The sequence below is a fragment of the Xanthomonas euroxanthea genome (assembly GCF_900476395.1).
Lineage (GTDB): Bacteria > Pseudomonadota > Gammaproteobacteria > Xanthomonadales > Xanthomonadaceae > Xanthomonas > Xanthomonas euroxanthea.
In genome coordinates, this window is sequence record NZ_UIHB01000010.1 from 291,803 (window position 1) to 316,498 (window position 24,696).

The window sequence follows — 24,696 nt, forward strand, 5'->3', positions numbered from 1 at the left end:
AAGAATGAAAAATTAATACTTCATCTCAATTAGGATCTTGGTGGCTTGTGGTATGCAATGTCGGCAGGTATGACTACGTCAGTCTCCGACAGTCGGTCGGCGGCGCACCTACGTGGGGAGAGCTGCATGAGTGAGTTCTTCATCGGCCAGATCATGTTGACCGGTTTCGCATTCGCGCCGAAGTATTTTGCGCAGTGCAACGGGCAATTGCTGCCAGTCAATCAGAACCAGGCCCTGTTCAGTCTGCTCGGCACGCGCTTCGGCGGCGATGGCAGGACCACGTTCGGCTTGCCGGACATGCGTGGGCGCACCCCGATGGGCTATGGGCCGTCGGCGGACCCGAACTGGCAGCCGCCTGCCGCTCCCATGGGCCAGGCGGCAGGCGCGGAGACGGTGACGCTGGTGGCAGACAACCTGCCCCCGCACAGCCACCTGATGGATTGCAGTAGCGCCAACGGCGACAACCGCACACCGACAGGCCGTCTGTTCGCGAACAACAACGTCGCCTCCGGGACTGCGCACGCCTTGTACGCCGCGCCTGGCGCGATGGTGCCGCTGTCCCAGTCCACGATCGCCAACAGCGGCGGCAGCCAGGCGCATCCGAACCTGCAGCCCTATACCGCGATCAATTTCTGCATCGCGCTGTCCGGCATCTTCCCTTCGCGCAGCTAGGCGCCTCCGTATCCGGGGGCGCCGGCGTACGCAGCCTTGCGTACGACGCCCCATCGACCAGGAAGAATTTCATGGGTACTCCCTTCATCGGCGAAATCCGCATGTTCGGTTTTGGCCGCACTCCCCAGGGTTGGCAGGCGTGCGACGGCTCGTTGCTGCAGATTTCCGAATACGAACCGTTGTACGTCCTGCTCGGCACTGTCTACGGTGGCAATGGCACCAGCACGTTCGGCGTGCCGGATCTGCGCGGCCGCCTGCCGATCCACCAGGGCCAGGGACCGGGCCTGAGCAACTACGTGCTCGCCCAGCACGCCGGCACCGAGACGGTGACGTTGACGGACCTGCAGATGCCGGCGCACACGCATACCGCTCAGGCCACCACCACCGCAGCGACGGCGACCGCACCGGCGGGGTTATTGCCGGCGGCGGTCAACGGCAGCACGTTCTACGTGAGCGATGCAACCGGTGGCACCACCTTGGCGATGTCCACGCAGAGCACCTCGTTCGCCGGCGGCAACCAGCCGCACGACAACCTCATGCCGACACTGACGGTGCAGTACTGCATCGCCACCACGGGCATCTTTCCGCAGCAAGCCTGATCCCCGCGCCGCGGCGGCAGGCCGCGGTATGCATCCGCTTCATCGGAGACTCTGTTCATGACCGAACCCTATATCGGCGAAATCCAGCTGTTCGGCTTCGACTACAACCCCTACGGCTGGGCGTTCTGCAATGGCGCCACACTGCCGATCGCGCAGAACACCACGCTGTACTCCCTGCTCGGCGTGGCCTATGGCGGCAACGGTAACAGCACCTTCCAGTTACCGAACTTTTCCGCACGCGCCGGTTGCCAGCAGGGCGCGGGGCCGGGCCTGACCCCGCACTCGCTGGGTAGCAACTTCGGCTCCGCGTCGGAAAGCCTGCTCAGCACGCAGATCCCGATGCACCAGCATGGCGTCAACATACTCTCGCAGCCGGACATGACCAAGAAGACGGGCACGCCAGCCAACGGTGTGGCGCTGTCGTCGCTGAACGTCAACACCGAGCGCCCGTTCCTGGCGGTCGCGCCGGACAAGCAATTCTCCCCGACCATGCTGTTGCCTACCGGCAGCGGACAGGCGCACGAGAACCGCCAGCCCTATCTGGCCGTGAACTTCTGCATCGCGCTGCAGGGCGACTATCCGGCGTTCAACTGAGCGCTGCCGTCACCCGGGCGCGTTGCAGAGGCGGCGATGAAGATGCAGTTCGTAACGAGCGCTACCGCTAATCGGGGCGCGGTGGATCTTGCCCTGCGCCCCGAGCAGCCAGCCGACATCGCGTGGCTGCAGGCGCTTTATGCCAGCACCCGCAGCGACGAGCTGGCACCGGTACCGTGGCCGGAGGCGAGCAAACGTGCCTTTCTTCAGCAGCAATTTGCGCTGCAGCGCGCGCACTACCAGCAACATTTTGAAGGCGGCGACTTTCTGATCGTCCAGGCCAAGGATCTGCGTATCGGGCGCCTGTATCTGCACCGCGCTGCCGCGCAACATACGCTGGTGGATATCAGCCTGCTGCCGGACTGGCGCGGCCAGGGCATCGGCTCGCAACTGCTCGCCTACGCGCAGGCGGTGGCGCGCGAGGCCGGATGCGGATTGTCACTGCACGTGCTGCACGCAAACCCCGCCGCGCAACGACTGTATATCCGCCACGGTTTCGTCGCGGGTATGAGCAACCAGACGCATCTGCAGATGCACTGGCATTTTCCCGAGCACCGCGGTTGAACGCACTCAGTTGAAAACGGCCTGATACAAAAAACCGTCGCGCTCGCGCGCCACCGGCACCAGGAACACGCCGATCTCGCCCAGCCGCGTGTGTCGCAGCTGATAGGTCTGCTGCGGAAACAGGAACGCCGAGCTGTTGCGGAACAGCAGCGAGAAGGGTGCCCGGTGGACGGCATGCGTGGTGGGCAGCGGCCGCGCCTCGACCAGCACGAATGGCACCTCGCCTTCGTTCAATGCGGCAGAGAACGTTTCATTGACGCTGCCTGCAAAGTGCTCCAGGGTCAGTAGATCCATTACGTACTCGTGGTCGGCCGGAACTCCGATCATCCACCTAGGGCATACCTGCCACAACACCCTGCGCTCGCAGATTGCGTTGGGTCATGCATGAGACGGCTTGTTGCATGCATGCCGGCTGCAACGCGTCCGCTGCGGTGCAGACGTCATGCGATAATACTGGACGCACCGGTTCGGTTATGTTCAGCCGTGTGACGGCTACTCTATCGCGTTGGAATTCTGTTAAAGGCTTCGATGACGGCGTCCGCATCCCCTGTCGTGCAGTTGTCCGGTGTCCGCATCGATCGCGGCGGTCGCACGATCCTGCGCGACGTCTCGCTCGACGTGCCACGCGGCAGCATCACCGCCGTGCTCGGTCCGTCCGGCAGCGGCAAATCCACCTTGCTGGCCGCGCTGACCGGCGAGCTGCGTCCGGTCGCCGGCACGGTCACCCTGTTCGGCAACGCGATCCCGCATGGCAACCGTGCACTGCTGGAGATGCGTCGCAATGTCGGCGTGCTGCTGCAGGGCAATGGCCTGCTGACCGACCTGAGCGTGGCCGACAACGTCGCGCTGCCGCTGCGTACCCACACCCGCCTGCCGGCGCCGGTGCTGCAGCGCCTGGTGCAGATGAAGCTGCATGCGGTGGGCCTGCTGGCCGCCGCCGATGCCTGGCCGCGCGAATTGTCCGGCGGCATGGCGCGGCGTGTGGCGCTGGCGCGTGCGCTGGCACTGGACCCGCCGCTGATGATCTACGACGAACCGCTGACCGGGCTGGACCCGATCGCGTCGGGCGTGATCATGAGCCTGATCCAGCGCCTCAACGACAGCCTCGGCCTGACCAGCATCATCGTCAGCCACCACGTGCACGAAACCCTGCCGATCAGCGACCAGGCCGTGGTCATCGCCAATGGCGGCATCGTGTTCGCCGGCACGCCGGAGCAGCTGCAGGACAGCACCGATCCGCTGGTGCAGCAATTCCTGCATGGCCAGCCGGATGGGCCGATCGCCTTCGATGCGGCGCCGCGGCGCGACCGGAGTGCTGCCTGATGGCCATGGTCGAGTCGATCCGCGCCTTCGGCCGCGCCGGGCTGTTTTCGCTGACCGTGCTGCGCGGCTCGGTGCCCACGCGCGATTTCATCGCCGAGCTGGTGCGCGAGATCTACAAGGTCGGCGCGCGGTCGCTGCCGATCATCGCCGTCGGCGGCGCCTTCGTCGGCCTGGTGCTGACCCTGCAGGGCTACCGCACGCTGACCACCTACGGTGCGTCGGATGCGCTGTCCACGCTGCTGGGGCTGTCGCTGTACCGCGAGCTGGCACCGGTGCTGACCGCGCTGCTGTTCATCGGCCGCGCCGGCAGCTCGATCGCCGCCGAGTTGGGCCTGATGCGCGCCACCGACCAGATCAAGGCGCTGGAGCTGATGGCCATCGATCCGGTCGCCAAGGCGGTGGCGCCGCGCTTCTGGGCGGCGGTGCTGACGGTACCGTTGCTGACCGGCGTGTTCTGTTCGCTGGCCATCACCGGCGGCTATTTCGAAGCCGTGCACGTGCTGGGCATCGACAACGGCACATTCTGGTCGGGGTTGAGCAACAGCGTGGACTTCTGGGACGACTTTGGCGTGGCCATGCTCAAGTCGGCGATCTTCGGCGGCACCGCCGCATTGGTCGCCGCCTACGTGGGCTTCCACGCCGAACCGACCATCGAAGGCACCTCGATCGCCACCACCCGCGCCGTGGTGAACGCCTCGCTGCTGGTGCTGATGTTCAACTTCGTCCTTTCTGCAATGTTGTTTAGGTGAGTGGAATAACTATGGCCATGCGTGGACCACGACTAGAATTCGCCGTCGGCGCCTTTCTGCTGCTGACCCTGGCCTCGCTGCTGGTGCTGGCGGTGGCCTCGACCAACCAGCGCTGGGGCTTCGGGTCCAGCCAGTACACGCTGACCGCGCGCTTCAGCCAGATCGGCCAGCTGCGTGCGCAGGCACCGGTGAAGATCGGCGGCGTGACCATCGGCAAGGTGTCCGACATCAGCCTGGATCCGACCAGGTTCGACTCGGTGGTGACCCTGTCGCTGGACAACAAGTACAAGGATCTGCCGGCCGACACCTCGGCCGGCATCTTCACCAGCGGCCTGCTGGGCGAGAGTTATATCGGGTTGCAGCCGGGCGGTGACCCGGAAACGCTCAAGCCGGGCGAAGAAATCGGCTTCACCCAGCCGGCGGTGGACCTGCTGCAGCTGGTCGGCAAGTACATGTTCAGTGGCGGCGGTGATAAATCCGCCGCAGAGGGTCAGGCCGCCCCGCCTGCCCAGCCCGCTTCTCCCTCTACGGAACCGCACCAATGAAAACCACCCTGCTCTCCGCTGTCCTGGCCTCGACCCTGCTGGTGTGCGCACCGGCCACCGTGCTGGCGCAGCCGGCTGCCGCCAGCGCGCCTGCGCAGGGCGCGGCCACCAAGACCGTCATCGACAGCAGCACCCGCATCCTGAGCACGCTTGACCAGCGGCGCGCCGAGTTCCGCAGCAACCCGGCCGCGCTGCGCCAGTACATCAATGGCGAATTGAACAAGGCCTTCGACCGCGACTACTCGGCCCGCCTGGTGCTGGGCGTCAACGGCCGTGGTGCCTCCGATGCGGACGTCAAGCTGTTTGCCGATGCGCTGGCCGACAACCTGATGCAGCGTTACGGCACCGCGTTGCTCAACTTCGAAGGCAAGCCGACCTTCCGCGCCAAGTCCGAGAGCGCCCTGCCGGGCAACCGCGGCGTCAAGGTGTCCACCGACCTGCTGCGCGCCGGCAACGACCCGACCCCGGTCGATTACATGATGCGTAACGTCGGTGGCCAGTGGAAGATCTTCGATGTGATGATCGAAGGCATCTCCTACGTGCAGACCTTCAAGACCCAGTTCGACGCCCCGCTGCGCGAAAAGGGCATTGCCAAGGTCGCCGCAGAGCTGCGTAGCGGCAATCTGCAGGTCGGTCCGGCACCGGCCAATGGCAAGTAACGATTCCGTGCAACGCAATGGCCAGACGCTGGCACTGACCGGCGTGCTCGACCGCGACGCGGTCACGGCGGCCTGGCCGCAGGCGATTGCGCAACTGGACGGCATTCGCACGCTGGACCTGTCGGGTGTACAACGCCTGGACAGTGCCGGCGTTGCAATGCTGGCCGAACTGGCGGCGCGGCTACGCGCCACCGGTGCCGGTCCCGTCACGGTGGTGGGTGAGGCGTCCGGTCTGGACGAATTGCGCGCCGCCTACCGTTTGTCCCCTACTTTCGATTTCCAGGCCTGAGCGCCACCCCATGACCCAGCTTCGCCCCCTTTCCCTGTTGGCTGCCTGCCTGCTGCTTGGTGCCTGCGCCAGCCACGCTCCGAAATCCGCGCCGCCTGCGTCCGCGGCCGAGACTGCCCCGGACGCGACCCCGGCCCCGGTGCGTGACGATGCCGGGGTGACGGCGCAGCCGGCCACTGCCGGCTTTGCCGCCCCGGACGCCCTGCCGACCACCGCCGCAGCAGCCCCGGCCGACCAGACCGGCGCCGATGCCAGCGCCGGGACCGCAGGTGCCGCCACCTCGGCCGAGGACGACTACGCTGCGCTCTACGGCCCCACCACCCCGCAGGCCGGCGCCAACGGTGCACCGGGCCAGCCCGGTGATGCGCCGCCCTACGATCCGTGGGAGCGCTACAACCGCGGCATGCACCGCTTCAACCTGGCCGTGGACCGGGGCGTGGCGCGTCCGTTGGCCACCGGCTATACCAAGGTGGTGCCGCGTCCGGCACGCCTGGGCGTGACCAACTTCTTCGACAACCTCGGCACGCCGCTGACCATGGTCAACCAGCTGCTGCAGGGCCACCCGGTGTATGCGATGCAGTCGCTGGGCCGCTTCGTGATGAATTCCACGCTGGGCGTGGCCGGTCTGTTCGATCCGGCCTCCGCAGCCGGCATTCCGCGCCGCAGCGAGGACTTCGGTCAGACCCTGGGTGTGTGGGGCTGGCGCAATTCGCGCTACTTCGAGTTGCCGCTGTTCGGCCCACGCACGGTGCGCGACACCTTCGGCCTGGGCGGCGACATTCCGCTCTCGCCGTTGCGCCAGGTCGACGACAGCGGCGCGCGCTTCGCCCTGCAGGGCCTGCAGCTGGTGGATACGCGCGCGCAGCTGATGTCGCTGGATTCGCTGCGCGACCAGGCACCGGACGAATACGCACTGACCCGCGATGCATGGATGCAGCGCCGCAACTACCAGATCGTGCGCGACCTGCGCAGCCATCGCCAGAAGGACAACGAGTTGCCCGACTACCTGCGCGAGGACAAGGACAGCACCGTGCCGGTGGATGCAATGCCGATCCCGCAGTGGATTCGTTGATCGATCTAGCATGCGGTTTGGCGTAACTATGAAAGCCCGGGAGCGATCCCGGGCTTTTTATTTTCCGCCACCAGCATGCGAAGTGGCTAGGCTGCCTAGGCGCAGGCTTGCCTCGGGAATCCAGACCGACGGATCGAAGGTGCAGTTGCCAGGTCACTTGCCGGCGCGCAACTCCGGTTCGGGCCTGATAGACGGCGTGCGGTCGATATAGGTGAGATAGTGCTTCCATAGATCGTGCGCGCGCTGATCGTCGAGGTCGACGATGCAGCTCGCCACCTTGGCCGGCAGGACTGTCGCATCGTGCCAGCGCGTTTGCACATTGCCGCACTGAAGATCCCGGTACGTCGTCCACGCCGTCTGTGCGTTGTCGAAAGCGTCGGCGGCAATACCCAATGTGGAAACGGCCCGGTCGCGCGCGGTCGCCAGATAATCATCCAGACGTGCCTGCGCGATGCCGACTTGCTCGTTCCAGCAAGCGTTACTTTCCGGGGTTGTCTGCAGGTCGCGGCAAAGCTCCGCAGCGTGTAACGACGAACTGCCAGGCAGCATCAGGAGGACAAAGAGCAGACGCATCGACAGGGTCCTTGTTGAGTCACCTTCGCGATGCGTGCACCGACACGGTGGATGCAGCTTGCTGCGTCAGGCCACGCGTGCCACTGGCGCGCACGCGTGGCGTCTCGTCCTGGTGGAGAGGAGCTTCAGGCAGCCGATGCCAACGCTGCATCCACCGCCGCACGCAGGCGCGCATCGTCTGCCGGCACGTCGGGGGCGAAGCGGTCGATGACCTGGCCGTCGCGGCCGATCAGGAATTTTTCGAAGTTCCACAGCACGCCCGGTGCGGGGTTGGGTGCGATGCCGTAGCCGGCCAGTTTCTCGCGCATCGGGCCGTCGCCGGTGGCCTGCGGATGTGCGCTGGTCAACTGCTGATACAGCGGATGGATCTCGGCACCGGTGACGGCGATCTTGGAGAACATCGGAAAGGTCACGTCGTAGGTGAGCTGGCAGAACTGCGCGATCTCCGCCTCGCTGCCGGGCTCCTGCCCCTTGAAGTCGTTGGCCGGAAAGCCCAGCACTTCCAGCCCCTGTGCCTGCTTGTCGCGATACAGCGCTTCCAGGCTCTCGTACTGCGGGGTCAGTCCGCACTTGGAGGCGACGTTGACCACCAGCAGCACCTTGCCGCGATAGTCGGCCAGCGTGGCGGGCTCACCGTCGATGCGGGCAACCGGGATGTCGTAAAGCGTCTGGCTCATCGATACGTCCTGGACAGGTAGAGCCGAGAGCATAAACCGCCACGATGGCGCGAGCGAGACGGCTGGCTCATGGCGCTTGCAGTGATCTCCAGCGACGCGCACGGACCAAGCGGCTGATCGACCCGTGCAGGCGCTTCACCACGTTCGCTGACGTCAATCGATGCACAACGCGGCCTGGCCCATGCCGCCGATCACTTCCTGGCGGCAACCGAAGCGGTCGCTGTCGCGCTGGCAGGTGCCGGATGTCGCGGTGCCGGTCGGCACGATGCTGGTGGCCAGGCAATCACCGCTGCAGTCGGAGCTGTCACTGCAGGTCTTGCCAGCATCGGCATACGGCACCACGCAACGCACCGTCTGCATGCGGCCGACCGGGCGCAGTTGCCCGCCCTTTGCCGTGCATTCGGCAGCGTCGGCGGAACCGGCGTGCGGTGGCTGCGGCGTGCCCGCCGCAGCGCCCGGCCTGGTCGCCGGAGGCGTGCTGCATGCGGTCAGCAGCAGCGCGCAGACCACTGCATGGATCCATCGGGTTGCCATGTTGACACTCTCGTCTTGCATCAGGTGGCTGCAAGCATCGCGGTGGCGATGTCTGCGTGGCGTGCTCGCTATCGGCAAGAAGCCATGCCGGAGACCTGTGTTTTGTAGGAGCGGCCCTGGCCGCGATGGGGCGTTATCGGTAATGCCTGGTCGCGCCCGGGTGCGCTCCTACGTCGTGGCTTGTTGGGTCGCCTTGGGCGGCGGATCATTCCTGCTCGTCGTTGCTGTCGTCGTCGCTGCTGCTGGCGGTGTCGTCGTTGCCGGCATCGTCCAGCAGCGCCTGGGAGTGTTCGCTGGCCAGGGTTTCCACGCCGCGCAGGCGGCGTTCGATGGTGCGGGTCTTGCGGCTGGCTTCGCCCAGGCTCTTGCCGACCGTGCTGATCTGCCGCTCGGCCTTTTCGAGGATGCCGGCGAACTTGCCGAACTCGCTCTTCACCGCGCCCAGCACCTGCCAGACCTCACTGGAGCGCTTTTCGATCGCCAGCGTGCGGAAGCCCATCTGCAGGCTGTTGAGCAGGGCGGTGAAGGTGGTCGGGCCGGCCAGCACCACGCGATGTTCGCGCTGCAGCAGGTCGACCAGGCCGGCGCGACGGATCACTTCGGCGTACAGGCCTTCGGTGGGCAGGAACATCACCGCGAAGTCGGTGGTCTGCGGCGGGCAGACGTACTTGTCGCTGATCGACTTGGCCTGGATGCGGATGGCACGTTCCAGCTGCGCCGTCGACGTCTTGATCGCGTCGAGGTCGCCCTTTTCCTGCGCGTCGATCAGGCGTTCGTAATCCTCGCGCGGGAACTTGGCGTCGACCGGCAGCCACACCACCGTGTCGTCGCCACGCCCCGGCAGGCGAATCGCGAAATCCACCGCCTCGGCGCTGTCGGGCCTGACCCGCACGCTGCGCGCGTACTGCTCCATCGTCAGCGTCTGCTCGAGGATGTTCTCCAGCTGCACTTCGCCCCAGCCGCCGCGGTCCTTGACGTTGCTCAGCACACGCTTGAGATCGCCCACGCCGGTAGCCAGCTGCTGCATCTCGCCCAGGCCGCGCTGCACCTGTTCCAGGCGTTCGGAGACGAGCTTGAAGGAGGCATCCAGCCGCGTGTTGAGCGTGGTCTGCAGTTTTTCATCGACGGTGGCGCGCATCAGTTCGAGCTTGCTGGCGTTGTCGTTCTGCAGGTTGGCCAGCTGTTGCTCCAGCGTGGCGCGCATTTCGCCGATGCGCAGCTCGTTGCGCTGGGTGAGTTCGGTCAGGCGTTGGCCCAGGGCCTCGGTGAAGCGCTGCTGCGACTCGCCGGCCTCCTGCCGGCCCTTGCGGGCATCGTCGGCCAGCGCTTCGCGCAGGGCGGCCATATGGGTGTCGGTGCGTGCGATCAGCTCGGTCAGCTGCTGGCCGAACACCTGGATGCGGGTTTCCTGCTGCTGGCCGAAGCCGTCGAGCTGGGTGCGCAATTCGGTCAGCCGCAGGGTGAGCAGTTCGCCGGTGCGTTGTTGCGCCAGGGCGCTTTCTTCGCGCGCCTTGCGTGCGTCTTCGCCGAGTGCGTCGCGCAGCAGGTCCAGGCGCTGGTCGGTGCGCGTGGACAGTTCGGTGAGATTGCGTGCGAAGGTTTCCAGGCGGCCGTCCTGCTGCCGCGCCAGGCCTTCGAGCTGCTCGCGCAATTCGCCGCGGCCGTCGCGTTGCTCGGCACGCAGCGCCAGCTCCAGGCCGCTGGTGGAAGGACGTCGCAGCAGCGCGATCAGCTGCAACACGAGGACTACGACGAGCAGTCCGAGAAGGATCAGGGATTGGGATGACATGCGCGCAGTGTAGCCGGGCCGGTCGCAGGGGCTGCGCCAGTGCGATGCCGGTTGGGCGGCCGGTGCTCAGGGCGCGGGCGCCTGGCACGTTGCGCCTGCGGCAATGCGCATCAAGCGACTCCGACGCGGCTGACGGCGTGGCGAGCCGGGCCGGAGCTGCGCAGTCGCAACGTCGCCGCGGTCAGAACCCCTCCAGCACCAGCTTGCCGCGGGTGCGATGCGATTCCAGTGCGGCGTGGGCGCGGCGCAGGTTGTCGACGGTGATGCGGCCGTAGTGCTCGCCCAGCGTGCTGCGCAGCGTGCCGCTGTCCACCAGCGCGGCGACGCGGTTGAGCAGGTGGTGCTGGGCAATCATGTCGTCGGTGTCGAACAGCGAGCGGGTGAACATGAATTCCCAGTGCAGCGACGCGCTCTTGCGCTTGAGCGGCAGCACATCGAGCGTGGCCGGGTCGTCGATCAGGGCCAGCTGGCCCTGCGGTGCGAGCACCTCGACCAGTTGGGCGAAGTGCTGGTCGGTATGGGTCAGGCTGGCGACATGCTCGACCTGGGCGATGCCGATGCGCTGCAGGCTCTCGCTCAGCGGCTGGGTGTGGTCGATGACATGGTGGGCACCGAGCGCATACACCCAGTCCTGCGTCTGCGGGCGCGAGGCGGTGCCGATCACAGTCAGCTTGGTCAACGTGCGCGCCAGCTGCACCAGGATCGAGCCGACGCCCCCGGCGGCGCCGACCACCAGCAGGGTCTGGCCCTGCCCGCCGCCTTCGGCGATGCGCAGGCGGTCGAACAGCAGCTCCCAGGCGGTGATCGCGGTCAGGGGCAACGCGGCGGCCGAGGCGTCATCGAGCGTGGCCGGCTTGCGCCCGACCAGGCGTTCGTCCACCAGGTGGTATTCGGCATTGGTGCCCGGGCGGTTCAAGGTGCCGGCGTAGTACACCGCATCGCCGGGCTGGAACAGGCTGACCTCGCTGCCCACCGCATCGACCACGCCGCTGGCATCCCAGCCGAGCACGCGCGGTGCGTCGACCGCGGCGTTGGCGCGCACCTTGGTGTCGACCGGATTGACCGAGATGGCATGGATGCGCACGCGCAGGTCGCGCGGGCCGGGCTCGGGCAGCGGCAGGTCGAGCGCGACCAGCGCGCGCGCGTCGTCGATGGGCAGACCGTGCTGGGGATAGGCGATGGCTTTCATGGCGGGCGTCCTGCGGGGAGGGAACTGCATGGTCGGCCGCCGGCATTGCGAGAAAAACCGGCAAACTGCGCAAGCACTTTCACAGCTGGAGTGAAGATGGTCCGCTTCGACGACTTGGCGCTGTTCGTGCGCACGGCGGCACTGGGCAGTTTTTCCAATGCCGCGCGCGAGGCCGACCTGCTGCCCGGCCAGGTCAGCGCGGCAGTGGCGCGGCTGGAGCGGGCCCTGGACCTGCGCCTGTTTGCGCGCTCCACGCGCAGCCTGCGGCTGACCGCGGAGGGAGAGCAGTACCTGCCCTACGCACGCCAGGTGCTGGAGCTGCTGCGCGATGGGCGCGAGCAGGTGCGCGGGCACGACACCGAACTGCAGGGCGTGCTGCAGGTAACCGCCCCGTCGGACCTGGGCCGCAATGTGCTGCTGCCGTGGCTGACCGAGTTCCGCGCCGCGCATCCGCGCCTGCGCCTGCGCCTGCATCTGTCCGACCAGGTGGCGGACCTGTACCGCGCGCCGGTGGATGTGGCGTTCCGGCTGGGGCGTATCGACGATGCGGAGCATGTGGCGCTGCCACTGGCGCCGCACAACCGGCGGGTGCTGGTCGCCGCGCCGTCCTATCTGCAACGGCACGGGCAACCGGCCACGCTGGACGCGCTGCGCGAGCACGCCTGCCTGCTGTATCTGCTGGCCGGGCGCGCCTACGACCGCTGGCAGTTCGAGCTGGAGGGCCGCCGCCACATCGTGCCGGTGCGTGGCGCGATGCTGTGCGACGACGCCGATATCGTGCGGCGCTGGGCAGTGGCAGGCGAAGGCATCGCCTATAAATCCTGGCTGGATGTCTGCACCGACGTGCAGGCCGGGCGTTTGCAGGTGCTGTTCCCGGAGTGCGGCGACCGCCTGCCTCTGCACCTGGTGTGCCCGCATCGCAAGCAGTTTTCGCCGGCGGTGCGGCAGCTGCACGCGCTGTTTGCGCAACGCTGCCAGGCGATGACGGCGCTGTACCCGCTGGCGTCCGATGCGCGTTGACCTGCTGCGCCGGAACAGGGGCGCGATGGATGCACGCGCGCCGCGGCAAGGTCTGCGCGACTGCCGCGCGCGTTGAGGTGCCCGTCACTGCGCGGCTTCTAGCCTGCCTGCATGACAGCCCGCCGCTTCCCGTCGATGCAGTGCTACGGCAATCGCCAGGGCCACTCCGGAGTGGTGGCCTATGCGGTGGCAGACGATGCAATCGCGGTGCGCTTTCGCAGTGGCGAGACCTATGTGTACACCGCCGCCAGTGCCGGCGCCGACGTGGTCGCGACCATGCAGCGCCTGGCCAAGGCCGGGCGCGGCTTGAGCACCTATATCAGCCAGAGCGTGCGCGACGCTTACGCGGGCAAGATGACGTTGTAGGCAAGCGGCAATGGGACAGGTTGCACGCGTCGATCTGTATGGCTGCACGAATGTACACATGCCCATTGCAGCATCCGCTCCGTTGAACGCAGACGCGGCAGCCGTGCTGCTGCAATGATGCATCGACGCACGCGCAAGACGCAGAGCAGTCACTGGCGCAGTCGTCTGCACGCACTCACCACCTCCACCCCCGGGCACATATGCTGGACATCTACGGAAAGCCGACATCGATCAACGTGCGCAAGGTGCTGTGGCTGTGCGAGGAACTGGCGCTGGACTACACGCTGCACGCGTATGGCAGCGGGTTTGCATCGCTGGACACGGAGGCCTTTCGCGCGCTCAACCCCAACGCACTGGTGCCGGTGATCCGCGATGGCGATCTGGTGCTGTGGGAGTCGAACACGATCTGCCGGTATCTGGCCGCGCGTGCAGGGCGCGCCGACCTGTTGCCGACGGCGCCCGCTGCCCGTGCGCTGGTCGAGCAATGGATGGATTGGCAGGCCACCGAACTCAACAACGCCTGGCGTTACGCGTTCATGGCCAGCGTGCGCGGCAGCGCGGCGCATGCCGATCCACAGGCGATTGCGGCGAGCGTGCGCGAGTGGAACCGGCACATGGCCATCCTCGAGGTACAGCTGCAACGCGGCGGCCCGTTCGTGCTCGGAGCCGACTTCACCCTGGCCGATATCGTGTTGGGCTTATCCACGCAGCGCTGGCTTGCCAGCCCGATCGCGCGGCCGGCGTTGCCGGCGGTGGTGGCGTATCACGCCTGCCTGAAGACGCGTGCCGGCTTTCAACGTCATGGCTGCAATGCGCCGTAGACCAGGTGTGCGCAAAAGCGAGCCAGACAGTGCGGCGATGCTGGATTTGCATGCGGATCGCATCGCATTGACCTCAACGTGACCTGCGCATCGCTAGGGTGAGGCTTCGTTCCTGCCAGGCCACCCGATGACCACCGCCACCAACCAAACCCGTCTGTTCGCGCTGGGCCTGTTCGTTTTTCTGGGCAGCTTTGCCGCGATCGTCTGGTACCTGATGCGGCCGTACGGCACGGCGTATTTCTTCCCGGTGCATTTTTTGATCGGCACCGCGTTGCCGTTTTTGTTCTATGCCATTGGTGGAACACGGCTGTGGTTCTGGATCGGCATCGGAGTCACCGCACTGGTGCTGTTGTGGTTCAACTTCTGGGGGCATGACGCCAATGGCGCGGCGCCGCGGGTACTCGATTGGACCCATTTCGCTGCCGGTGCGGTCGGCCTGATCGGCGCGTGGGCGGTGCAGTTGGTCTATCGCAATGTGCGACCACCGCATCGCCCGTCTGTGGAGTGAGCGGGGATTGGGGATTGGGGATTTGGGATTCGCAAAAGCGGGATCGCGGGTGGTGGTCGCTTGGCCGGAGACCGGCCGGCGGCCCGCACCCGGCTGATGCGGTGGGCGCGCGGGCGCGGCCATGCTGGCGCCGACGCATGACCTTGGACCGATAGCTTTGCTGCGGCGCGTTGGGCGACACTCGCGCCTTCTTTTGTTCCCGCGAGGTCCGCATGTCGTCTTGGCTCAGGCGCAAATCCATCGATCAGGTCACCGTGCACGAGGCCGGCCGGCAGCTGGTCCGCAGCCTGAGTTGGCCGCATCTGGTCGCGCTGGGCATCGGCGCGATCGTCGGCACCGGCATCTACACGTTGATCGGCGTGGGCGCGGACAAGGCCGGCCCGGCGGTGCTGCTGTCGTTCGTGGCGGCCGGCATCGTGTGCGCCTGTGCGGCGCTGGCGTATGCGGAAATGGCCACGATGATGCCGGCTGCCGGCAGCGCCTACACCTACAGCTACACCGCGCTTGGCGAGAGCATCGCCTGGGTGGTGGGCTGGAGCCTGGTGCTGGAATACTCGCTGGTGGTGAGCACAGTGGCGGTAGGCTGGTCGGGCTATTTCGTCGGCTTCCTGCAGTGGTTGGGGGTCAACCTGCCGCATGCCCTGGTGGCCGGGCCGCATGCCGGCGGCATCGTCAACCTGCCGGCGGTGGTGATCACCTTCCTGGTCGCCGGCATGCTGATGGCCGGCACCAAGGAAAGCGCCACCCTCAACGCGGTGCTGGTGGTGCTGAAGATCGTGGCGCTGGGCGTGTTCGTGGCGATTGCGTTGCCGGCGTTCGACAGCGCCAACCTGCAGCCGTTCATGCCGTATGGCTTCCCCAAGACCGAAGGTGCCGATGGCGTGGAGCGCGGGGTAATGGCCGCGGCGGCGATCATCTTCTTCGCGTTCTATGGCTTCGATGCGATCTCCACCGCGGCCGAAGAGACCAAGAACCCGAGGCGCGATCTGTCGATCGGCATCGTCGGCTCGATGATCGGCTGCACGCTGATCTATGTGCTGGTGGCGTTGTCGGCGGTGGGCGCGATGAGCTTCACCGTGTTCGGCAAGAGCCCGGAGCCGTTGGCGCTGATCATGCGCGAACTCGGCCACGGCAAGGCGGCGCTGGTCATCGGTGCGGTGGCGATCATCGCGCTGCCGACGGTGTTGCTGGCGTTCCTGTATGGGCAGAGCCGCATCTTCTTCGTGATGTCGCGCGATGGCCTGTTGCCGCGCGGCCTGTCCAAGGTCAATGCCCGCACCGGCACGCCGGTGGCGATCACCCTGTTCACGGCGGTGCTGGTGGCGGCGTTGGCGGGCGTGGCACGCCTGGATGAAATTGCCGCATTGGCCAATGCCGGGACCCTGGCGGCGTTCACTGCGGTGGCGGCGTGCCTGCTGGTGCTGCGCGTGCGCGAGCCCACGCGTGCGCGCTCCTTCCGGACGCCGCTGGCATGGGTGGTGGGTCCGGTGGCGATCCTGGGCTGCCTGTATCTGTTCTGGAGTCTGCCAAGCACGACGCAGGGGTGGTTCCTGGCCTGGAACGCGCTGGGTGTGGTGGTGTATGTCGCCTATGGCCGGCGCAATAGCCGGTTGGCGAAGGTGGGATAGTTCCTCCTCCCAGCGGGAGTGTGCCCTTCTCCCAGCGGGAGAAGGGGCTCGCAGTACGGATGAGGGGCGCCTCGGACACCCGGCAGGTGCCAGCGATGACGAACGCGTCGCCACGCGCCTTCAAGAATGAATCAACACAGGCGAGCTGTGCCCTTGCTTCCAGGCTGCGCGCCGGCCCGCGCTCGCGGTACCGGCGCTTGAATCACGGTGCCGCCGCAGGCGTGGCGCAGAACGAGGCAGGCAATGCCTCTGGTTGCGTGCCCCAGCCCCGGGTCGGCGCCTGCTTGCTTAGTGCAAACGACAGCGTGCCGCCCTGCTGCAGCTGGGCCCAGTCCAGGAACACCTGCCGCTGCGGTTGCCCGTTGAAACGCACGCTGTCTACGTATTGCAGCCCGCGGCCGTCGGCAGCGGGCGCGTCGATACGCAGGCGCTTGCCGTTGCCCAGCGCCAGCGTGACCCGCTTGAAGCGCGGGGCATGCAGCAGGAACTGCCCGCTGCCCGGCACCGCCGGATACAGGCCCAGGGCACTGAACAGGTACCAGGCCGACATCGTGCCGAGGTCGTCGTTGCCGGTGACGCCGTTGGGTGCATTGGTGAACAGCTGCTGGGCGGCGCGCACCACGGTGGCGGTCTTCCACGGCTGGCCGATCAACGTGTACATCCACGGGGCGTGCAGGTCCGGTTCGTTGTTGGGGTTGTAGCGGTACTGGTTGTAGTAGCTATACGGGCCGACCACCCAGTGCGTGCGCGCGGCGTTGAGCGGGTCCTTGAGCAGGTCGTCGTAGGCAAAGAACGCATCCAGGCGTTTGCCGGCCTGCTCGCTGCCATGCATGGCCTGCAGCATGCCGGGGATGTCCTGCTGCACCAGCCACTGGTATTGCCAGGCGGTGCCTTCGTGGAAGCCATGCTGCGAGCGTGGGCTGTAGTGATCGTCCGAGGGGGCATACCAGCTGCCGTCTTCCAGCCGCGGGCGCGGAAAGCCGCTGAAGCCGGTGTCGGCATCGCGCACGCCGGCGTCCCAGACGTTGTGCCAGTTGCCGCCGCGTCTGCGTAGCAGCGCGCTGTCGTCGGTGTGGCCGAGCGCCTGCGCCATCTGCGCCAGCGCGCAATCGGCCAGCGCGTATTCCAGCGTGGCCGAGCCGCCGTGGTGCGGGTCCACGTCCATGCCCTTGGAGGGGAAGGCACGGTCGTATTGCACGTAGCCGTTGGCCAGGTAGCTGGCGTTGCCCGAGCGCCCGGCGTGGCGCGAATTGATGGGCGGCTGGCCGAAGGCGTTCTGGCGCAGCGCGGCGTAGGCCTCGGTTTCACTGCCCTGCAGCGCGCCGAAGCGCCACAGGTCGACCATGAAGGGCGTCACCGGGTCGCCGGTCATGATGTTGGTGTCGTAATTGGCGTACCCCCAGCGCGGCAGCCAGCCGCCTTGCTGGTGGATGGCCAGCAGCGAGCGACCGATGTCGCGCGCGCGCGCCGGCTGCAGCAAGGCCAGCAGCTGGTTCTGCGAGCGATAGGTGTCCCACAGCGAGAAGTACTCGTAGTAGGTCCAGCCCTCGGCATGGTGGATCGCATCGTCAAAGCCGCGATAGCGGCCATCGGCATCGCTTCCGGTCAGCGGCTGCAGCAGCGCGTGATACAGCGCGGTGTAGGCCACCGTGCGATCGTCGGCGCTGGCGCCGGCCAGCTGCATGCCGGCCAGTTCCCTGCGCCAGGCCTGTTGCGCGCGCTGGCGCATCTGCTCCAGGCCCAGCAGCTTGCCGCCCTGCATGCCGTCGGCGCGCAGGTTGTTGCGCGCGCCTTCGGCGTCCACATGCGAGATGGCGCTGACCACGGTCACTGCGCGCGCGGTCTTGTTCTTGCCCAGCGGGAAGCTGAGCCAGGCGCCGTTGGGCTTGAGTTCGCCGCCCATGCCGTGGCGCGCGCCGGGCACGCCGCCGTCTTCGCCCCAGACACCGTGCGCGGTAAACGGGCGGTCGAATTCCAGCCGGAACCAGGTGGTGTATTCGTGGCCGCCGCAGAAACTTTGCGTGGTCAGTTTGCCTTCGACCACGCGGTCGCCGACCACCTGCAGCTGGCTGCCGATCACCACGTGGCGGTCGTTGGCCTGGCCGAGGTTGACCAGCACATGGCCGGTGTCGGCGCCGGGCGCGAAGCTGTAGCGCTCGGCGGCGGCGCGGGTGAGCGCGGTGGCTTCGGCGTCGATGCCGCCGTAGTCGGTCAGCCGCACCTTGTAGTAGCCGGCCTGGCCCACCTCGCCGTCATGGGTGTAGCGCGCGGCATAGCGCTTCTGGTCGAAGGCCTTGGCGTCGCCGGTGTCGAAGTCGCCGCCCGGGCCGATGCGGCCGGTGACCGGCAGCACCGAGACCTGCCCGCCCTGCTCCCAGCAGCCGGCCCCGGACAGAAACGAATGGCCGAAGCCGCGGATGCTGGGGTCGTCGTAGCGCCAGCCGGCGTAGTGCGCACCGATCGGGCTGACCTGGACCAGGCCGAACGGGGCCGAGGCACCGGGGAAGGTATTGCCGTCGTCCTTGCTGCCGATGAAGGTGTTGACCTGCGCCGGATCCTGCGCGGCCAGCGGCGCGCACACCGCCATGCCGAGCAGGCACAGGCCGGCGGCGGCGCGGCGCCAGAACGGCGCCGGAGCGCCCTGCGAAACGGAACGATCGGACCAGACTGCGGAGAGCATGCAAGACACCTCGGAGGAGAGGGCGACCGAAGCCGCAGGTGGGGATCCATGCCGATCGCTGCACCACGCAGCGATCGACGCACAACGACCGCGTTCAAACGGCGACCGGCAGCGCGATTTCGCGCCCGACCTGGCTTGTTTGGATCGATCTAAATTCGATGCGGCCATGGGCCATGTGTCGGCAAAGATTAAGCATTCTCGACCGCTTGCTGCACACCGCGGCGCAGCAAAGTGTGCGGGTGCTGGCAGTTTTGCGGATGTTTTAGACTTTTGAGGCGATCTGTTGCGCGCTGCCAGGTACTGCCATTCTGAAGCGTGTCAGAGGCACTGACGGATGAGTTGGCTCGGGATTGATTCGTCTGCGCTGCGTGCGGTTGGTTGAAGGTGGCGCTCTTGGGCGTGTTGCGCGCGGGGGCCGAACCCTCACCCCAACCCCGCTCCGCGCCCCGGCCCGCGCTAGCAGCGCGGGCGCTCCCAGGCACGCGCGCCAGTGGCGCGCAAGCTGTGCCTTATCGCCCCGGGGGGAGAGGGGCTTCGCGCCTGAGGGGCTCGGTCGCTGAGAGGGTCGCGTCTCTGGGAGCGACTCGGTCTCTTGGGTGAGCGCGCGGCGTGGCCGCGTGGATTGCGCAATCAGCCCATAAAAAAAGCCCGGTCAGTGACCGGGCCTGGCGACGCTGGCGTGGCGGCGGGAGGGGCCGACGCGCCGGTGACGCAGTTGCTTCAGATCCAGCGCATGCCCTCGAACGGGTTCCAGCTGGTGCTGCCCTTCACCTTGTCCAGGTAGTAGGCGTAGTTGGCGATCATGCCGGTCAACAACGACAGCGGCAGCCACAGCACGTTCTGAAACGCGGCCGGCAGGAACGAGGCCACGATGCTCACCACGACGCTGATGCCGATCAGGCTCAACGCCTTGCGCCACAGGCCGATGATGAAGAAATAGATGACGCCGAAGAAGAAGGCATAGAAGTTCATGCCGACCTTGACCTTCTCGCCAAAGCTCAGGGTCTTCAGTGCGTTCTTGTAACTGGGGTCTTTGGGGCCACCGTGACGGTCGAAGAAATCGAAACGGAACTGCCACTTGGGACTGAGCTGGGTGCGATCGAAGGTATCCATTCCAAACCATGTAGTTGAAAACGATTACATGATAGGCGATCGCGTATTCATCGGCACGTTCTTCGGCACCGGTCGGACGCGGAGGGTCAGCCGCCGATCAGCTTCGGCCGTGGCCGCTTGCAGGCCGCAGCGCGCGTTACTCGCGCTGGTCGCTGACACCGGTGCCGCGGCGCGCCCGGCGCAGCGCGTACAGCGAACGGTCGGCGCGATCGACCACTGCCGCCAGCGCCTCGCCGTCGTGGCGCAGGGCGGTGCCCAGGGTGAACTGGATCGGGGCGTCGTCGGTGGCGGCCACGTAGTCGCGCGCCAATGCCGCCAGCTGCGACTGGGTGGGTTGATGCAGCAGCACCAGGAACTCGTCGCCGCCCAGGCGGACCAGACGGTCCTGGGTGCGCAGCGGCTGGTTGAGGAACCAGGCCATCTGCACCAGCACTTCGTCGCCGCGCTGGTGGCCATGGGTGTCGTTGACCAGCTTGAACTTGTCCAGATCCACCACGATGCAGCCCCAGCGCACGCTGGGGTCGCGCTTGTCCAGTTCGTCCAGGAATCGGCGGTTGTAGCAGTTGGTGAGCGGGTCGGTGAACGACCATTCCAGCAGCTGCTTCTCCTGCTGGTACTGGTTGGTGATGTCCTGGGCGTGCGCCAGCACGACGGTGGCGTCGGCCTCCACGTCCAGCACGTTGCGGTACTGCCAGTGGCGCAGGCTGCCATCGCTGGCGACCAGCTCGATCACGCCGGCGTCCTGGCCGTCGAGCACCATCCGCGACAGATAGCCCTGGAAGGCGGCGTGCAGCTCGGGGCGGATGAATTCCAGCAACGAGCGCCCTTCCATGTCGTCCACGCTGCGGCCCAGCGAGCGCGCCGCGGCCGGATTGATGCTGATCAGCCGGCCATCCATCTCGTGGGTGCAGATCAGGCCCAGGCTGTACTGGAACATGTTGCGGAACTTGCGCTCGCTGGCAGCCAGCGCATCCACCGCGCGATGGCGGTCGGTGACGTCCTGGATCGCGCCAATCAGGCGGATGCGCCCATCCACATGCTCCATCGAGCCGGTGCTGTGCACCCACAGCCGCCGGCCGGTGGCGCTGACCAGCGGCAGTTCCAGGTCCCAGGGCGTGCCGTCGCGCACGCAGCTGTCCACCGCCTCGGTGATCACCGCGCGCGCATCCAGCGGATAGAAGCCGATCCCCTCGGCCAGGGTCGGCCGGTAGCCGGGCGGCAGATCGTGCAGCCGGCAGGTCTGGTCCGACCAGGTCAGCACGCCGCTGGCCACATCCACCTCCCAGCCGCCGACACCGGCGACCCGGCCGGTGCGTTCCAGAAACGCTTCGCTCTCGCGCAGGCGTTGCTGCAGCTGTGCGTTGGCAGCTTCGCGCTCCAGCATCAGCCGGCGCTGCTCCAGCCCTTCGGCGGCGACCCTGGCCAGCTGCTGCAAGGCGGCCAGTTGCGCCGGCTCCAGCGCGCGCGGGCGCTGGTCGATCACGCACACCGTGCCCATGCGCAAACCGTCGGACAAGACGATCGGCGCGCCGGCGTAATAACGGATCCCCGGCGCATCGGTGACCAGCGTGTTGTCGCAAAAGCGTGGATCGGCCGGCGCATTGCGTACTTCCATCACCGCATCGTCCTCGATGGCGTGGGTGCAGAACGCGAGCTCGCGTGGGGTTTCACTGGCGCCGGGCAGGCCGATATTGGCCTTCCACCATTGACGATGCTCGTCCACCAACGACACCAGCGCGATCGGCGTGCCGGCAATCGCCTGCGCGGCAGCGGCCAACGCATCGAAGAACGGCTCGGCATCGGTATCGACGATCTGCAACAGCGCCAGACGCGACAGCCGATCGGTTTCGCGGGAAGTGGATGACGCGACGGTGTCGCAGTGGCTCAACGGAATGCTCGCTTGTTCCCCTGACAATCCGCTCAGTCTAGCGGACCGGGCATACCTGCCTGACGCTGGTTTCGTGCGCCGCGACACAGGATGGGGTGTGCGCCGGCGCTGCGGCCTGCCAGGCGGCACCGGCGCGTCGGCGCCCTAGGCGGCGGGGTCGGCGCCGCTGGAGGCGCTGGTGTCGTCCATCTGCAGGGCCAGGTACAGGCGCACGCAGTCGTCGGTGTTGCCCAGGTCCACGCCGCAGAGTCCTGCGATGCGCTGCATGCGGTAATCCAGCGTATTGCGGTGGATGGCCAGTGCCTTGGCGGTGGGCGCCATGCGCATGCCGGCGCCGAACCAGACCGACAAGGTCTTCAACAGGTCGCCGCGCCGGTCCTGTGCCAGCAGTGCCTGCAGCGGCTTGCGCAATTCGTCGGCCTGCCAGGCCCGGCGCAGGTCGTCCACCAGCACCGGCAGGCGATGGTCGTCGTAGAAGAACGCGTCGGCCTGCGGCGCGCGCGCCTTGCCGATGCGCATGGTGGTGCGCGCGATCTGGTGCGACAGCGCCAGCCCGTTGGGCTGCGGGAAGTACTGCCCCAGCGCGAGGCGGATGCGCAGCGGGCTGCTGGCACGCATGCGCTCGAGCAAGGTATGCGCGCGACGGCGTTGTTCGCCCACGTCCCAGTGGCCGCGGCGGTCCAGCGCGGGCTTGAGCACCACCAGTTCGTTGAGCGCAGTGGCGGCGATCAGGTTGCCGCGCTCGGGCGTGGCCAGCAGCGTGTGCAGGCGCTGCAGTTCCACCAGCATGGCATCCAGGTCGAGGGTGCCGCTTTCCACTTCGATCACGGCCGCCACGCGCGGCAGGTCCAGCGCGATGCCGAGCCGTTCGGCCCAGCCGGCCAGTGCCGGGGTCGGTCCGTCGGCGCGGATCAGGCCGAGCGTGACTTCCTCGCGCAGGCGCGCATCGCGGGCCAGCAGGCGCAGCAGGCCGGCCTGTTCCAGCATCGCTTCGGCCGCCATGCGCACCAGTTCGGCCTGTTGCCCGATCCGCTGCGGCTCGCCGGTCAGCCCGACGCAGCCGACGATGCGGCCATCGGCGATCAGCGGCAGGTTGACGCCCGGGCGCACCGCGTCCAGCTGCCGGGCCAGCGCCGCATCGATCTCCACCCGGCCCTGCCTGGACAGCACCAGCAGCGCGCCTTTGTGCAGCTGGCCGAGGCGGGCCGGCTCGCCGCTGGCGATGATGACGCCGGTGTGGTCCATCACATTGACGTTGCCGTCGATGATGGTCATCGCGCGGTCGACGATGGACTGCGCCAGGGTGCGGTCGAGCGTGAGCATGGGCTGGGGTCTGTTGACGGGGTGAGGGAGGCTGCGGTGCCATGGTCGGCATGCACGTCGCCAAGCATGAGGCCAAGGCGCGCAGATGAGCGCGCGTCGCGGCCATGCTGCGGTTGCGCGGCGTCCGGGCCGTGAACCGGGCACGCCACCGGCACGCTGCGCTCATCCGCCTGCACGGCAGTGCGCGTCCGAGGCTGCAGGCAACGACGTGGTTACCTTGTCCTTTCGGCCGACGCGCCGCGCTGCGTGGGCCATGCCCTCATGCGGCAGCCATGCAACGCACGCCGCTCTGCAGCAGCAGGATCTGTGCGAGGCAGCTGCGTGCGGCCATCACTGCAGGTCAGCGCCCCCCGACGTACGCGCCATCGTCTGCCCCACCTGCAATGTCGCCGCCACGTTGCGTGCGGCGATGCGCACGTTGCTGGCGGCTTCGGCCAGCGCCTGCTCCACCGTGCAGGCGCGGTGCACCACCGCAAACATCGCAGCGATGCCGTGCCCATGCAGCCGCGCGGCGCCGTTGCCCAGGCAACCGGCGATGGCGATCACCGGCTTGCCGTGCCGCTGCGCCACCCGCGCCACGCCCACCGGCGTCTTGCCGTGCAGGCTCTGGCTGTCCAGGCGGCCTTCGCCGGTAATGACCAGATCGGCCTGGGCGACCAGCGCATCCAGCCCCAGCGCCTGCGCCACGATGTCCACGCCGGGCCGCAACTGCGCGCCCAGGTACGCCACAAGCGCCGCGCCCAGGCCGCCGGCCGCACCGCCGCCGGGCAGGTCGTGCAGGCGCACACCGAGGTCGCGCTGCAGGAGGTTGGCGTAGTGCTGCAGGTTGGTATCGAGCTGGCGCACCATGCTGGGCGTGGCGCCCTTCTGCGGGCCGAACACCGCCGAGGCACCGGTCGGGCCGATCAGTGGGTTGTCCACATCGCAGGCCACTTCGAAGTGGCAGTCCTGCAGGCGAACGTCCAGGCCGTCGGTCTCGATGCGGGCCAGCGCCGCCAGCGCGCCGCCGCCGGGGCCGATCGCCTCGCCGCGCGCATCCAGCAACCGCACGCCCAGGGCCTGCGCCAGGCCGGCGCCGCCGTCGTTGGTGGCACTGCCGCCGATGCCGATGATGAAGCGCCGCGCGCCGGCATCCAGCGCGGCCAGGATCAACTCGCCCACGCCCGCGGTGCTGGTGCGCAGCGGCGCGCGCTCGGCCGGCGGCACCAGCGCCAGGCCGCTGGCGGCGGCCATTTCGATCACTGCGGTGCGGCCGTCGCCGGTCAGGCCGAAGAACGCCTGCACCGGGGTGCCGAGCGGGCCGCTGACCGTGCAGGCGATCACCCGCCCGCCGGTGGCCGCCACCAGGGCGTCGACCGTGCCTTCGCCGCCATCGGCGACCGGCACCTTGCGGTACTGCCAGTCGGGGAACACCTCGCGGAAGCCGGCCTCGATCTGGGTGGCCACCTCCAGCGCGGACAGGCTTTCCTTGTAGGAATCGGGGGCGATGACGATCTTCATGGGCACACTCGCTTGGAGGAA

26 protein-coding genes are annotated in these 24,696 nt (G+C 67.5%); 15 read left to right on the plus strand and 11 right to left on the minus strand.

The genetic code is table 11. The features are described 5' to 3' along the window. The first annotated feature begins 126 nt into the window (after positions 1-126). From CPBF1521_RS21190 to CPBF1521_RS21205, 4 genes are all read left to right on the plus strand, one after another. A complete protein-coding gene (locus CPBF1521_RS21190; protein ID WP_104650356.1) occupies positions 127-672 on the plus strand; it encodes a phage tail protein in 546 nt (181 codons plus the stop codon). 71 nt (positions 673-743) lie between these two features. Then, positions 744-1,271 carry a phage tail protein gene (locus tag CPBF1521_RS21195; RefSeq protein ID WP_115678192.1) on the plus strand — a complete coding sequence of 176 codons (528 nt, stop codon included), beginning with the start codon at positions 744-746 and terminating at the stop codon, positions 1,269-1,271. Between the two features lie 57 nt (positions 1,272-1,328). Beyond that, positions 1,329-1,865, plus strand: a complete 537-nt coding sequence (locus CPBF1521_RS21200) for a phage tail protein (protein ID WP_115678193.1) — start codon at positions 1,329-1,331, stop codon at positions 1,863-1,865. Between the two features lie 36 nt (positions 1,866-1,901). Beyond that, the gene (locus CPBF1521_RS21205) at positions 1,902-2,429 is read left to right on the plus strand and encodes a GNAT family N-acetyltransferase (RefSeq protein WP_115678194.1); all 528 of its coding nucleotides are present in this window, start codon (positions 1,902-1,904) and stop codon (positions 2,427-2,429) included. A 6-nt stretch (positions 2,430-2,435) separates the two neighbouring features. On the opposite strand, the gene CPBF1521_RS21210 is transcribed toward CPBF1521_RS21205, so the two are convergent. Then, complete coding sequence (locus tag CPBF1521_RS21210) at positions 2,436-2,723, minus strand: DUF6916 family protein (protein ID WP_104586190.1); 288 nt, start codon at positions 2,721-2,723, stop codon at positions 2,436-2,438. A gap of 234 nt (positions 2,724-2,957) precedes the next feature. Between CPBF1521_RS21210 and CPBF1521_RS21215 the strand changes: the two genes are divergently transcribed. The 6 genes from CPBF1521_RS21215 to CPBF1521_RS21240 are packed head-to-tail and all read left to right on the plus strand — an operon-like array spanning position 2,958 to position 7,066. Beyond that, on the plus strand, positions 2,958-3,752 hold the full coding sequence (locus tag CPBF1521_RS21215) for an ABC transporter ATP-binding protein (RefSeq protein ID WP_024940544.1): 795 nt from the start codon (positions 2,958-2,960) through the stop codon (positions 3,750-3,752). Beyond that, a complete protein-coding gene (locus CPBF1521_RS21220; protein WP_104535395.1) occupies positions 3,752-4,501 on the plus strand; it encodes an MlaE family lipid ABC transporter permease subunit in 750 nt (249 codons plus the stop codon). The genes CPBF1521_RS21215 and CPBF1521_RS21220 overlap by 1 nt, the downstream gene beginning before the upstream one ends. 11 nt (positions 4,502-4,512) lie before the next feature. Continuing rightward, positions 4,513-5,046: an outer membrane lipid asymmetry maintenance protein MlaD gene (gene mlaD, locus CPBF1521_RS21225; protein WP_104586196.1), complete on the plus strand. Its 534-nt coding sequence runs from the start codon at positions 4,513-4,515 to the stop codon at positions 5,044-5,046. Further along, positions 5,043-5,705: an MlaC/ttg2D family ABC transporter substrate-binding protein gene (locus CPBF1521_RS21230; RefSeq protein WP_104586194.1), complete on the plus strand. Its 663-nt coding sequence runs from the start codon at positions 5,043-5,045 to the stop codon at positions 5,703-5,705. Before mlaD ends, CPBF1521_RS21230 begins: the two co-directional genes overlap by 4 nt. Next, a complete protein-coding gene (locus CPBF1521_RS21235) occupies positions 5,695-5,994 on the plus strand; it encodes an STAS domain-containing protein (protein WP_104650361.1) in 300 nt (99 codons plus the stop codon). Before CPBF1521_RS21230 ends, CPBF1521_RS21235 begins: the two co-directional genes overlap by 11 nt. Positions 5,995-6,004: 10 nt before the next feature. Further along, complete coding sequence (locus CPBF1521_RS21240) at positions 6,005-7,066, plus strand: MlaA family lipoprotein (RefSeq protein ID WP_115678195.1); 1,062 nt, start codon at positions 6,005-6,007, stop codon at positions 7,064-7,066. A 153-nt stretch (positions 7,067-7,219) separates the two neighbouring features. Here CPBF1521_RS21240 and CPBF1521_RS21245 read toward each other — a convergent pair whose 3' ends face one another. The 5 genes from CPBF1521_RS21245 to CPBF1521_RS21265 form a co-directional block, all read right to left on the minus strand. Next, positions 7,220-7,639 carry a lysozyme inhibitor LprI family protein gene (locus CPBF1521_RS21245; RefSeq protein ID WP_104650363.1) on the minus strand — a complete coding sequence of 140 codons (420 nt, stop codon included), beginning with the start codon at positions 7,637-7,639 and terminating at the stop codon, positions 7,220-7,222. A gap of 125 nt (positions 7,640-7,764) precedes the next feature. Beyond that, a complete protein-coding gene (locus tag CPBF1521_RS21250; RefSeq protein WP_115678196.1) occupies positions 7,765-8,316 on the minus strand; it encodes a glutathione peroxidase in 552 nt (183 codons plus the stop codon). A 153-nt stretch (positions 8,317-8,469) separates the two neighbouring features. Beyond that, positions 8,470-8,874 carry a hypothetical protein gene (locus CPBF1521_RS21255; RefSeq protein ID WP_180497057.1) on the minus strand — a complete coding sequence of 135 codons (405 nt, stop codon included), beginning with the start codon at positions 8,872-8,874 and terminating at the stop codon, positions 8,470-8,472. 181 nt (positions 8,875-9,055) lie between these two features. Beyond that, a complete protein-coding gene (locus tag CPBF1521_RS21260) occupies positions 9,056-10,639 on the minus strand; it encodes a DNA recombination protein RmuC (protein WP_104585880.1) in 1,584 nt (527 codons plus the stop codon). Between the two features lie 181 nt (positions 10,640-10,820). After that, the gene (locus CPBF1521_RS21265) at positions 10,821-11,828 is read right to left on the minus strand and encodes a zinc-binding alcohol dehydrogenase family protein (protein ID WP_115678197.1); all 1,008 of its coding nucleotides are present in this window, start codon (positions 11,826-11,828) and stop codon (positions 10,821-10,823) included. A gap of 96 nt (positions 11,829-11,924) precedes the next feature. Between CPBF1521_RS21265 and CPBF1521_RS21270 the strand changes: the two genes are divergently transcribed. From CPBF1521_RS21270 to CPBF1521_RS21290, 5 genes are all read left to right on the plus strand, one after another. Then, the gene (locus CPBF1521_RS21270) at positions 11,925-12,848 is read left to right on the plus strand and encodes a LysR family transcriptional regulator (RefSeq protein ID WP_104650398.1); all 924 of its coding nucleotides are present in this window, start codon (positions 11,925-11,927) and stop codon (positions 12,846-12,848) included. A gap of 135 nt (positions 12,849-12,983) precedes the next feature. Further along, positions 12,984-13,214, plus strand: a complete 231-nt coding sequence (locus CPBF1521_RS21275; protein WP_104650367.1) for a hypothetical protein — start codon at positions 12,984-12,986, stop codon at positions 13,212-13,214. A 200-nt stretch (positions 13,215-13,414) separates the two neighbouring features. Then, the gene (locus CPBF1521_RS21280) at positions 13,415-14,035 is read left to right on the plus strand and encodes a glutathione S-transferase family protein (RefSeq protein WP_115678198.1); all 621 of its coding nucleotides are present in this window, start codon (positions 13,415-13,417) and stop codon (positions 14,033-14,035) included. A gap of 127 nt (positions 14,036-14,162) precedes the next feature. Next, positions 14,163-14,543 carry a hypothetical protein gene (locus CPBF1521_RS21285; RefSeq protein WP_115678199.1) on the plus strand — a complete coding sequence of 127 codons (381 nt, stop codon included), beginning with the start codon at positions 14,163-14,165 and terminating at the stop codon, positions 14,541-14,543. Positions 14,544-14,755: 212 nt separating this feature from the next. Next, entirely contained in the window at positions 14,756-16,171 is a 1,416-nt protein-coding gene (locus tag CPBF1521_RS21290) for an amino acid permease (RefSeq protein ID WP_115678200.1), read from the plus strand. A gap of 202 nt (positions 16,172-16,373) precedes the next feature. Here the strand turns inward: CPBF1521_RS21290 and CPBF1521_RS21295 are convergent, their stop codons facing one another. From CPBF1521_RS21295 to CPBF1521_RS21315, 5 genes are all read right to left on the minus strand, one after another. After that, complete coding sequence (locus CPBF1521_RS21295; RefSeq protein ID WP_115678201.1) at positions 16,374-18,851, minus strand: GH92 family glycosyl hydrolase; 2,478 nt, start codon at positions 18,849-18,851, stop codon at positions 16,374-16,376. 720 nt (positions 18,852-19,571) lie between these two features. After that, on the minus strand, positions 19,572-19,964 hold the full coding sequence (locus tag CPBF1521_RS21300; RefSeq protein ID WP_016902101.1) for a DUF2628 domain-containing protein: 393 nt from the start codon (positions 19,962-19,964) through the stop codon (positions 19,572-19,574). 136 nt (positions 19,965-20,100) lie between these two features. Then, positions 20,101-21,852, minus strand: a complete 1,752-nt coding sequence (locus CPBF1521_RS21305; protein ID WP_104650371.1) for a sensor domain-containing diguanylate cyclase — start codon at positions 21,850-21,852, stop codon at positions 20,101-20,103. A gap of 144 nt (positions 21,853-21,996) precedes the next feature. Beyond that, positions 21,997-23,175: a sugar diacid recognition domain-containing protein gene (locus tag CPBF1521_RS21310; protein WP_115678202.1), complete on the minus strand. Its 1,179-nt coding sequence runs from the start codon at positions 23,173-23,175 to the stop codon at positions 21,997-21,999. A 330-nt stretch (positions 23,176-23,505) separates the two neighbouring features. Beyond that, a complete protein-coding gene (locus CPBF1521_RS21315; RefSeq protein ID WP_115678203.1) occupies positions 23,506-24,675 on the minus strand; it encodes a glycerate kinase in 1,170 nt (389 codons plus the stop codon). Positions 24,676-24,696: the final 21 nt, after the last annotated feature.

What these genes read in the sequence shown, in the direction of transcription:
- CPBF1521_RS21265 (WP_115678197.1), bottom strand. Translation starts at nt 11,828, where the DNA reads ATGAAAGCCATCGCCTATCCCCAGCACGGTCTGCCCATCGACGACGCG.
- CPBF1521_RS21235 (WP_104650361.1), top strand. Translation starts at nt 5,695, where the DNA reads ATGGCAAGTAACGATTCCGTGCAACGCAATGGCCAGACGCTGGCACTG.
- CPBF1521_RS21310 (WP_115678202.1), bottom strand. Translation starts at nt 23,175, where the DNA reads ATGCTCACGCTCGACCGCACCCTGGCGCAGTCCATCGTCGACCGCGCG.
- CPBF1521_RS21215 (WP_024940544.1), top strand. Translation starts at nt 2,958, where the DNA reads ATGACGGCGTCCGCATCCCCTGTCGTGCAGTTGTCCGGTGTCCGCATC.
- CPBF1521_RS21190 (WP_104650356.1), top strand. Translation starts at nt 127, where the DNA reads ATGAGTGAGTTCTTCATCGGCCAGATCATGTTGACCGGTTTCGCATTC.
- CPBF1521_RS21260 (WP_104585880.1), bottom strand. Translation starts at nt 10,639, where the DNA reads ATGTCATCCCAATCCCTGATCCTTCTCGGACTGCTCGTCGTAGTCCTC.
- CPBF1521_RS21270 (WP_104650398.1), top strand. Translation starts at nt 11,925, where the DNA reads ATGGTCCGCTTCGACGACTTGGCGCTGTTCGTGCGCACGGCGGCACTG.
- CPBF1521_RS21275 (WP_104650367.1), top strand. Translation starts at nt 12,984, where the DNA reads ATGCAGTGCTACGGCAATCGCCAGGGCCACTCCGGAGTGGTGGCCTAT.
- CPBF1521_RS21240 (WP_115678195.1), top strand. Translation starts at nt 6,005, where the DNA reads ATGACCCAGCTTCGCCCCCTTTCCCTGTTGGCTGCCTGCCTGCTGCTT.
- CPBF1521_RS21290 (WP_115678200.1), top strand. Translation starts at nt 14,756, where the DNA reads ATGTCGTCTTGGCTCAGGCGCAAATCCATCGATCAGGTCACCGTGCAC.
- CPBF1521_RS21300 (WP_016902101.1), bottom strand. Translation starts at nt 19,964, where the DNA reads ATGGATACCTTCGATCGCACCCAGCTCAGTCCCAAGTGGCAGTTCCGT.
- CPBF1521_RS21200 (WP_115678193.1), top strand. Translation starts at nt 1,329, where the DNA reads ATGACCGAACCCTATATCGGCGAAATCCAGCTGTTCGGCTTCGACTAC.
- mlaD (WP_104586196.1), top strand. Translation starts at nt 4,513, where the DNA reads ATGGCCATGCGTGGACCACGACTAGAATTCGCCGTCGGCGCCTTTCTG.
- CPBF1521_RS21195 (WP_115678192.1), top strand. Translation starts at nt 744, where the DNA reads ATGGGTACTCCCTTCATCGGCGAAATCCGCATGTTCGGTTTTGGCCGC.
- CPBF1521_RS21220 (WP_104535395.1), top strand. Translation starts at nt 3,752, where the DNA reads ATGGCCATGGTCGAGTCGATCCGCGCCTTCGGCCGCGCCGGGCTGTTT.
- CPBF1521_RS21285 (WP_115678199.1), top strand. Translation starts at nt 14,163, where the DNA reads ATGACCACCGCCACCAACCAAACCCGTCTGTTCGCGCTGGGCCTGTTC.
- CPBF1521_RS21230 (WP_104586194.1), top strand. Translation starts at nt 5,043, where the DNA reads ATGAAAACCACCCTGCTCTCCGCTGTCCTGGCCTCGACCCTGCTGGTG.
- CPBF1521_RS21250 (WP_115678196.1), bottom strand. Translation starts at nt 8,316, where the DNA reads ATGAGCCAGACGCTTTACGACATCCCGGTTGCCCGCATCGACGGTGAG.
- CPBF1521_RS21280 (WP_115678198.1), top strand. Translation starts at nt 13,415, where the DNA reads ATGCTGGACATCTACGGAAAGCCGACATCGATCAACGTGCGCAAGGTG.
- CPBF1521_RS21210 (WP_104586190.1), bottom strand. Translation starts at nt 2,723, where the DNA reads ATGGATCTACTGACCCTGGAGCACTTTGCAGGCAGCGTCAATGAAACG.
- CPBF1521_RS21315 (WP_115678203.1), bottom strand. Translation starts at nt 24,675, where the DNA reads ATGAAGATCGTCATCGCCCCCGATTCCTACAAGGAAAGCCTGTCCGCG.
- CPBF1521_RS21205 (WP_115678194.1), top strand. Translation starts at nt 1,902, where the DNA reads ATGAAGATGCAGTTCGTAACGAGCGCTACCGCTAATCGGGGCGCGGTG.
- CPBF1521_RS21245 (WP_104650363.1), bottom strand. Translation starts at nt 7,639, where the DNA reads ATGCGTCTGCTCTTTGTCCTCCTGATGCTGCCTGGCAGTTCGTCGTTA.
- CPBF1521_RS21295 (WP_115678201.1), bottom strand. Translation starts at nt 18,851, where the DNA reads ATGCTCTCCGCAGTCTGGTCCGATCGTTCCGTTTCGCAGGGCGCTCCG.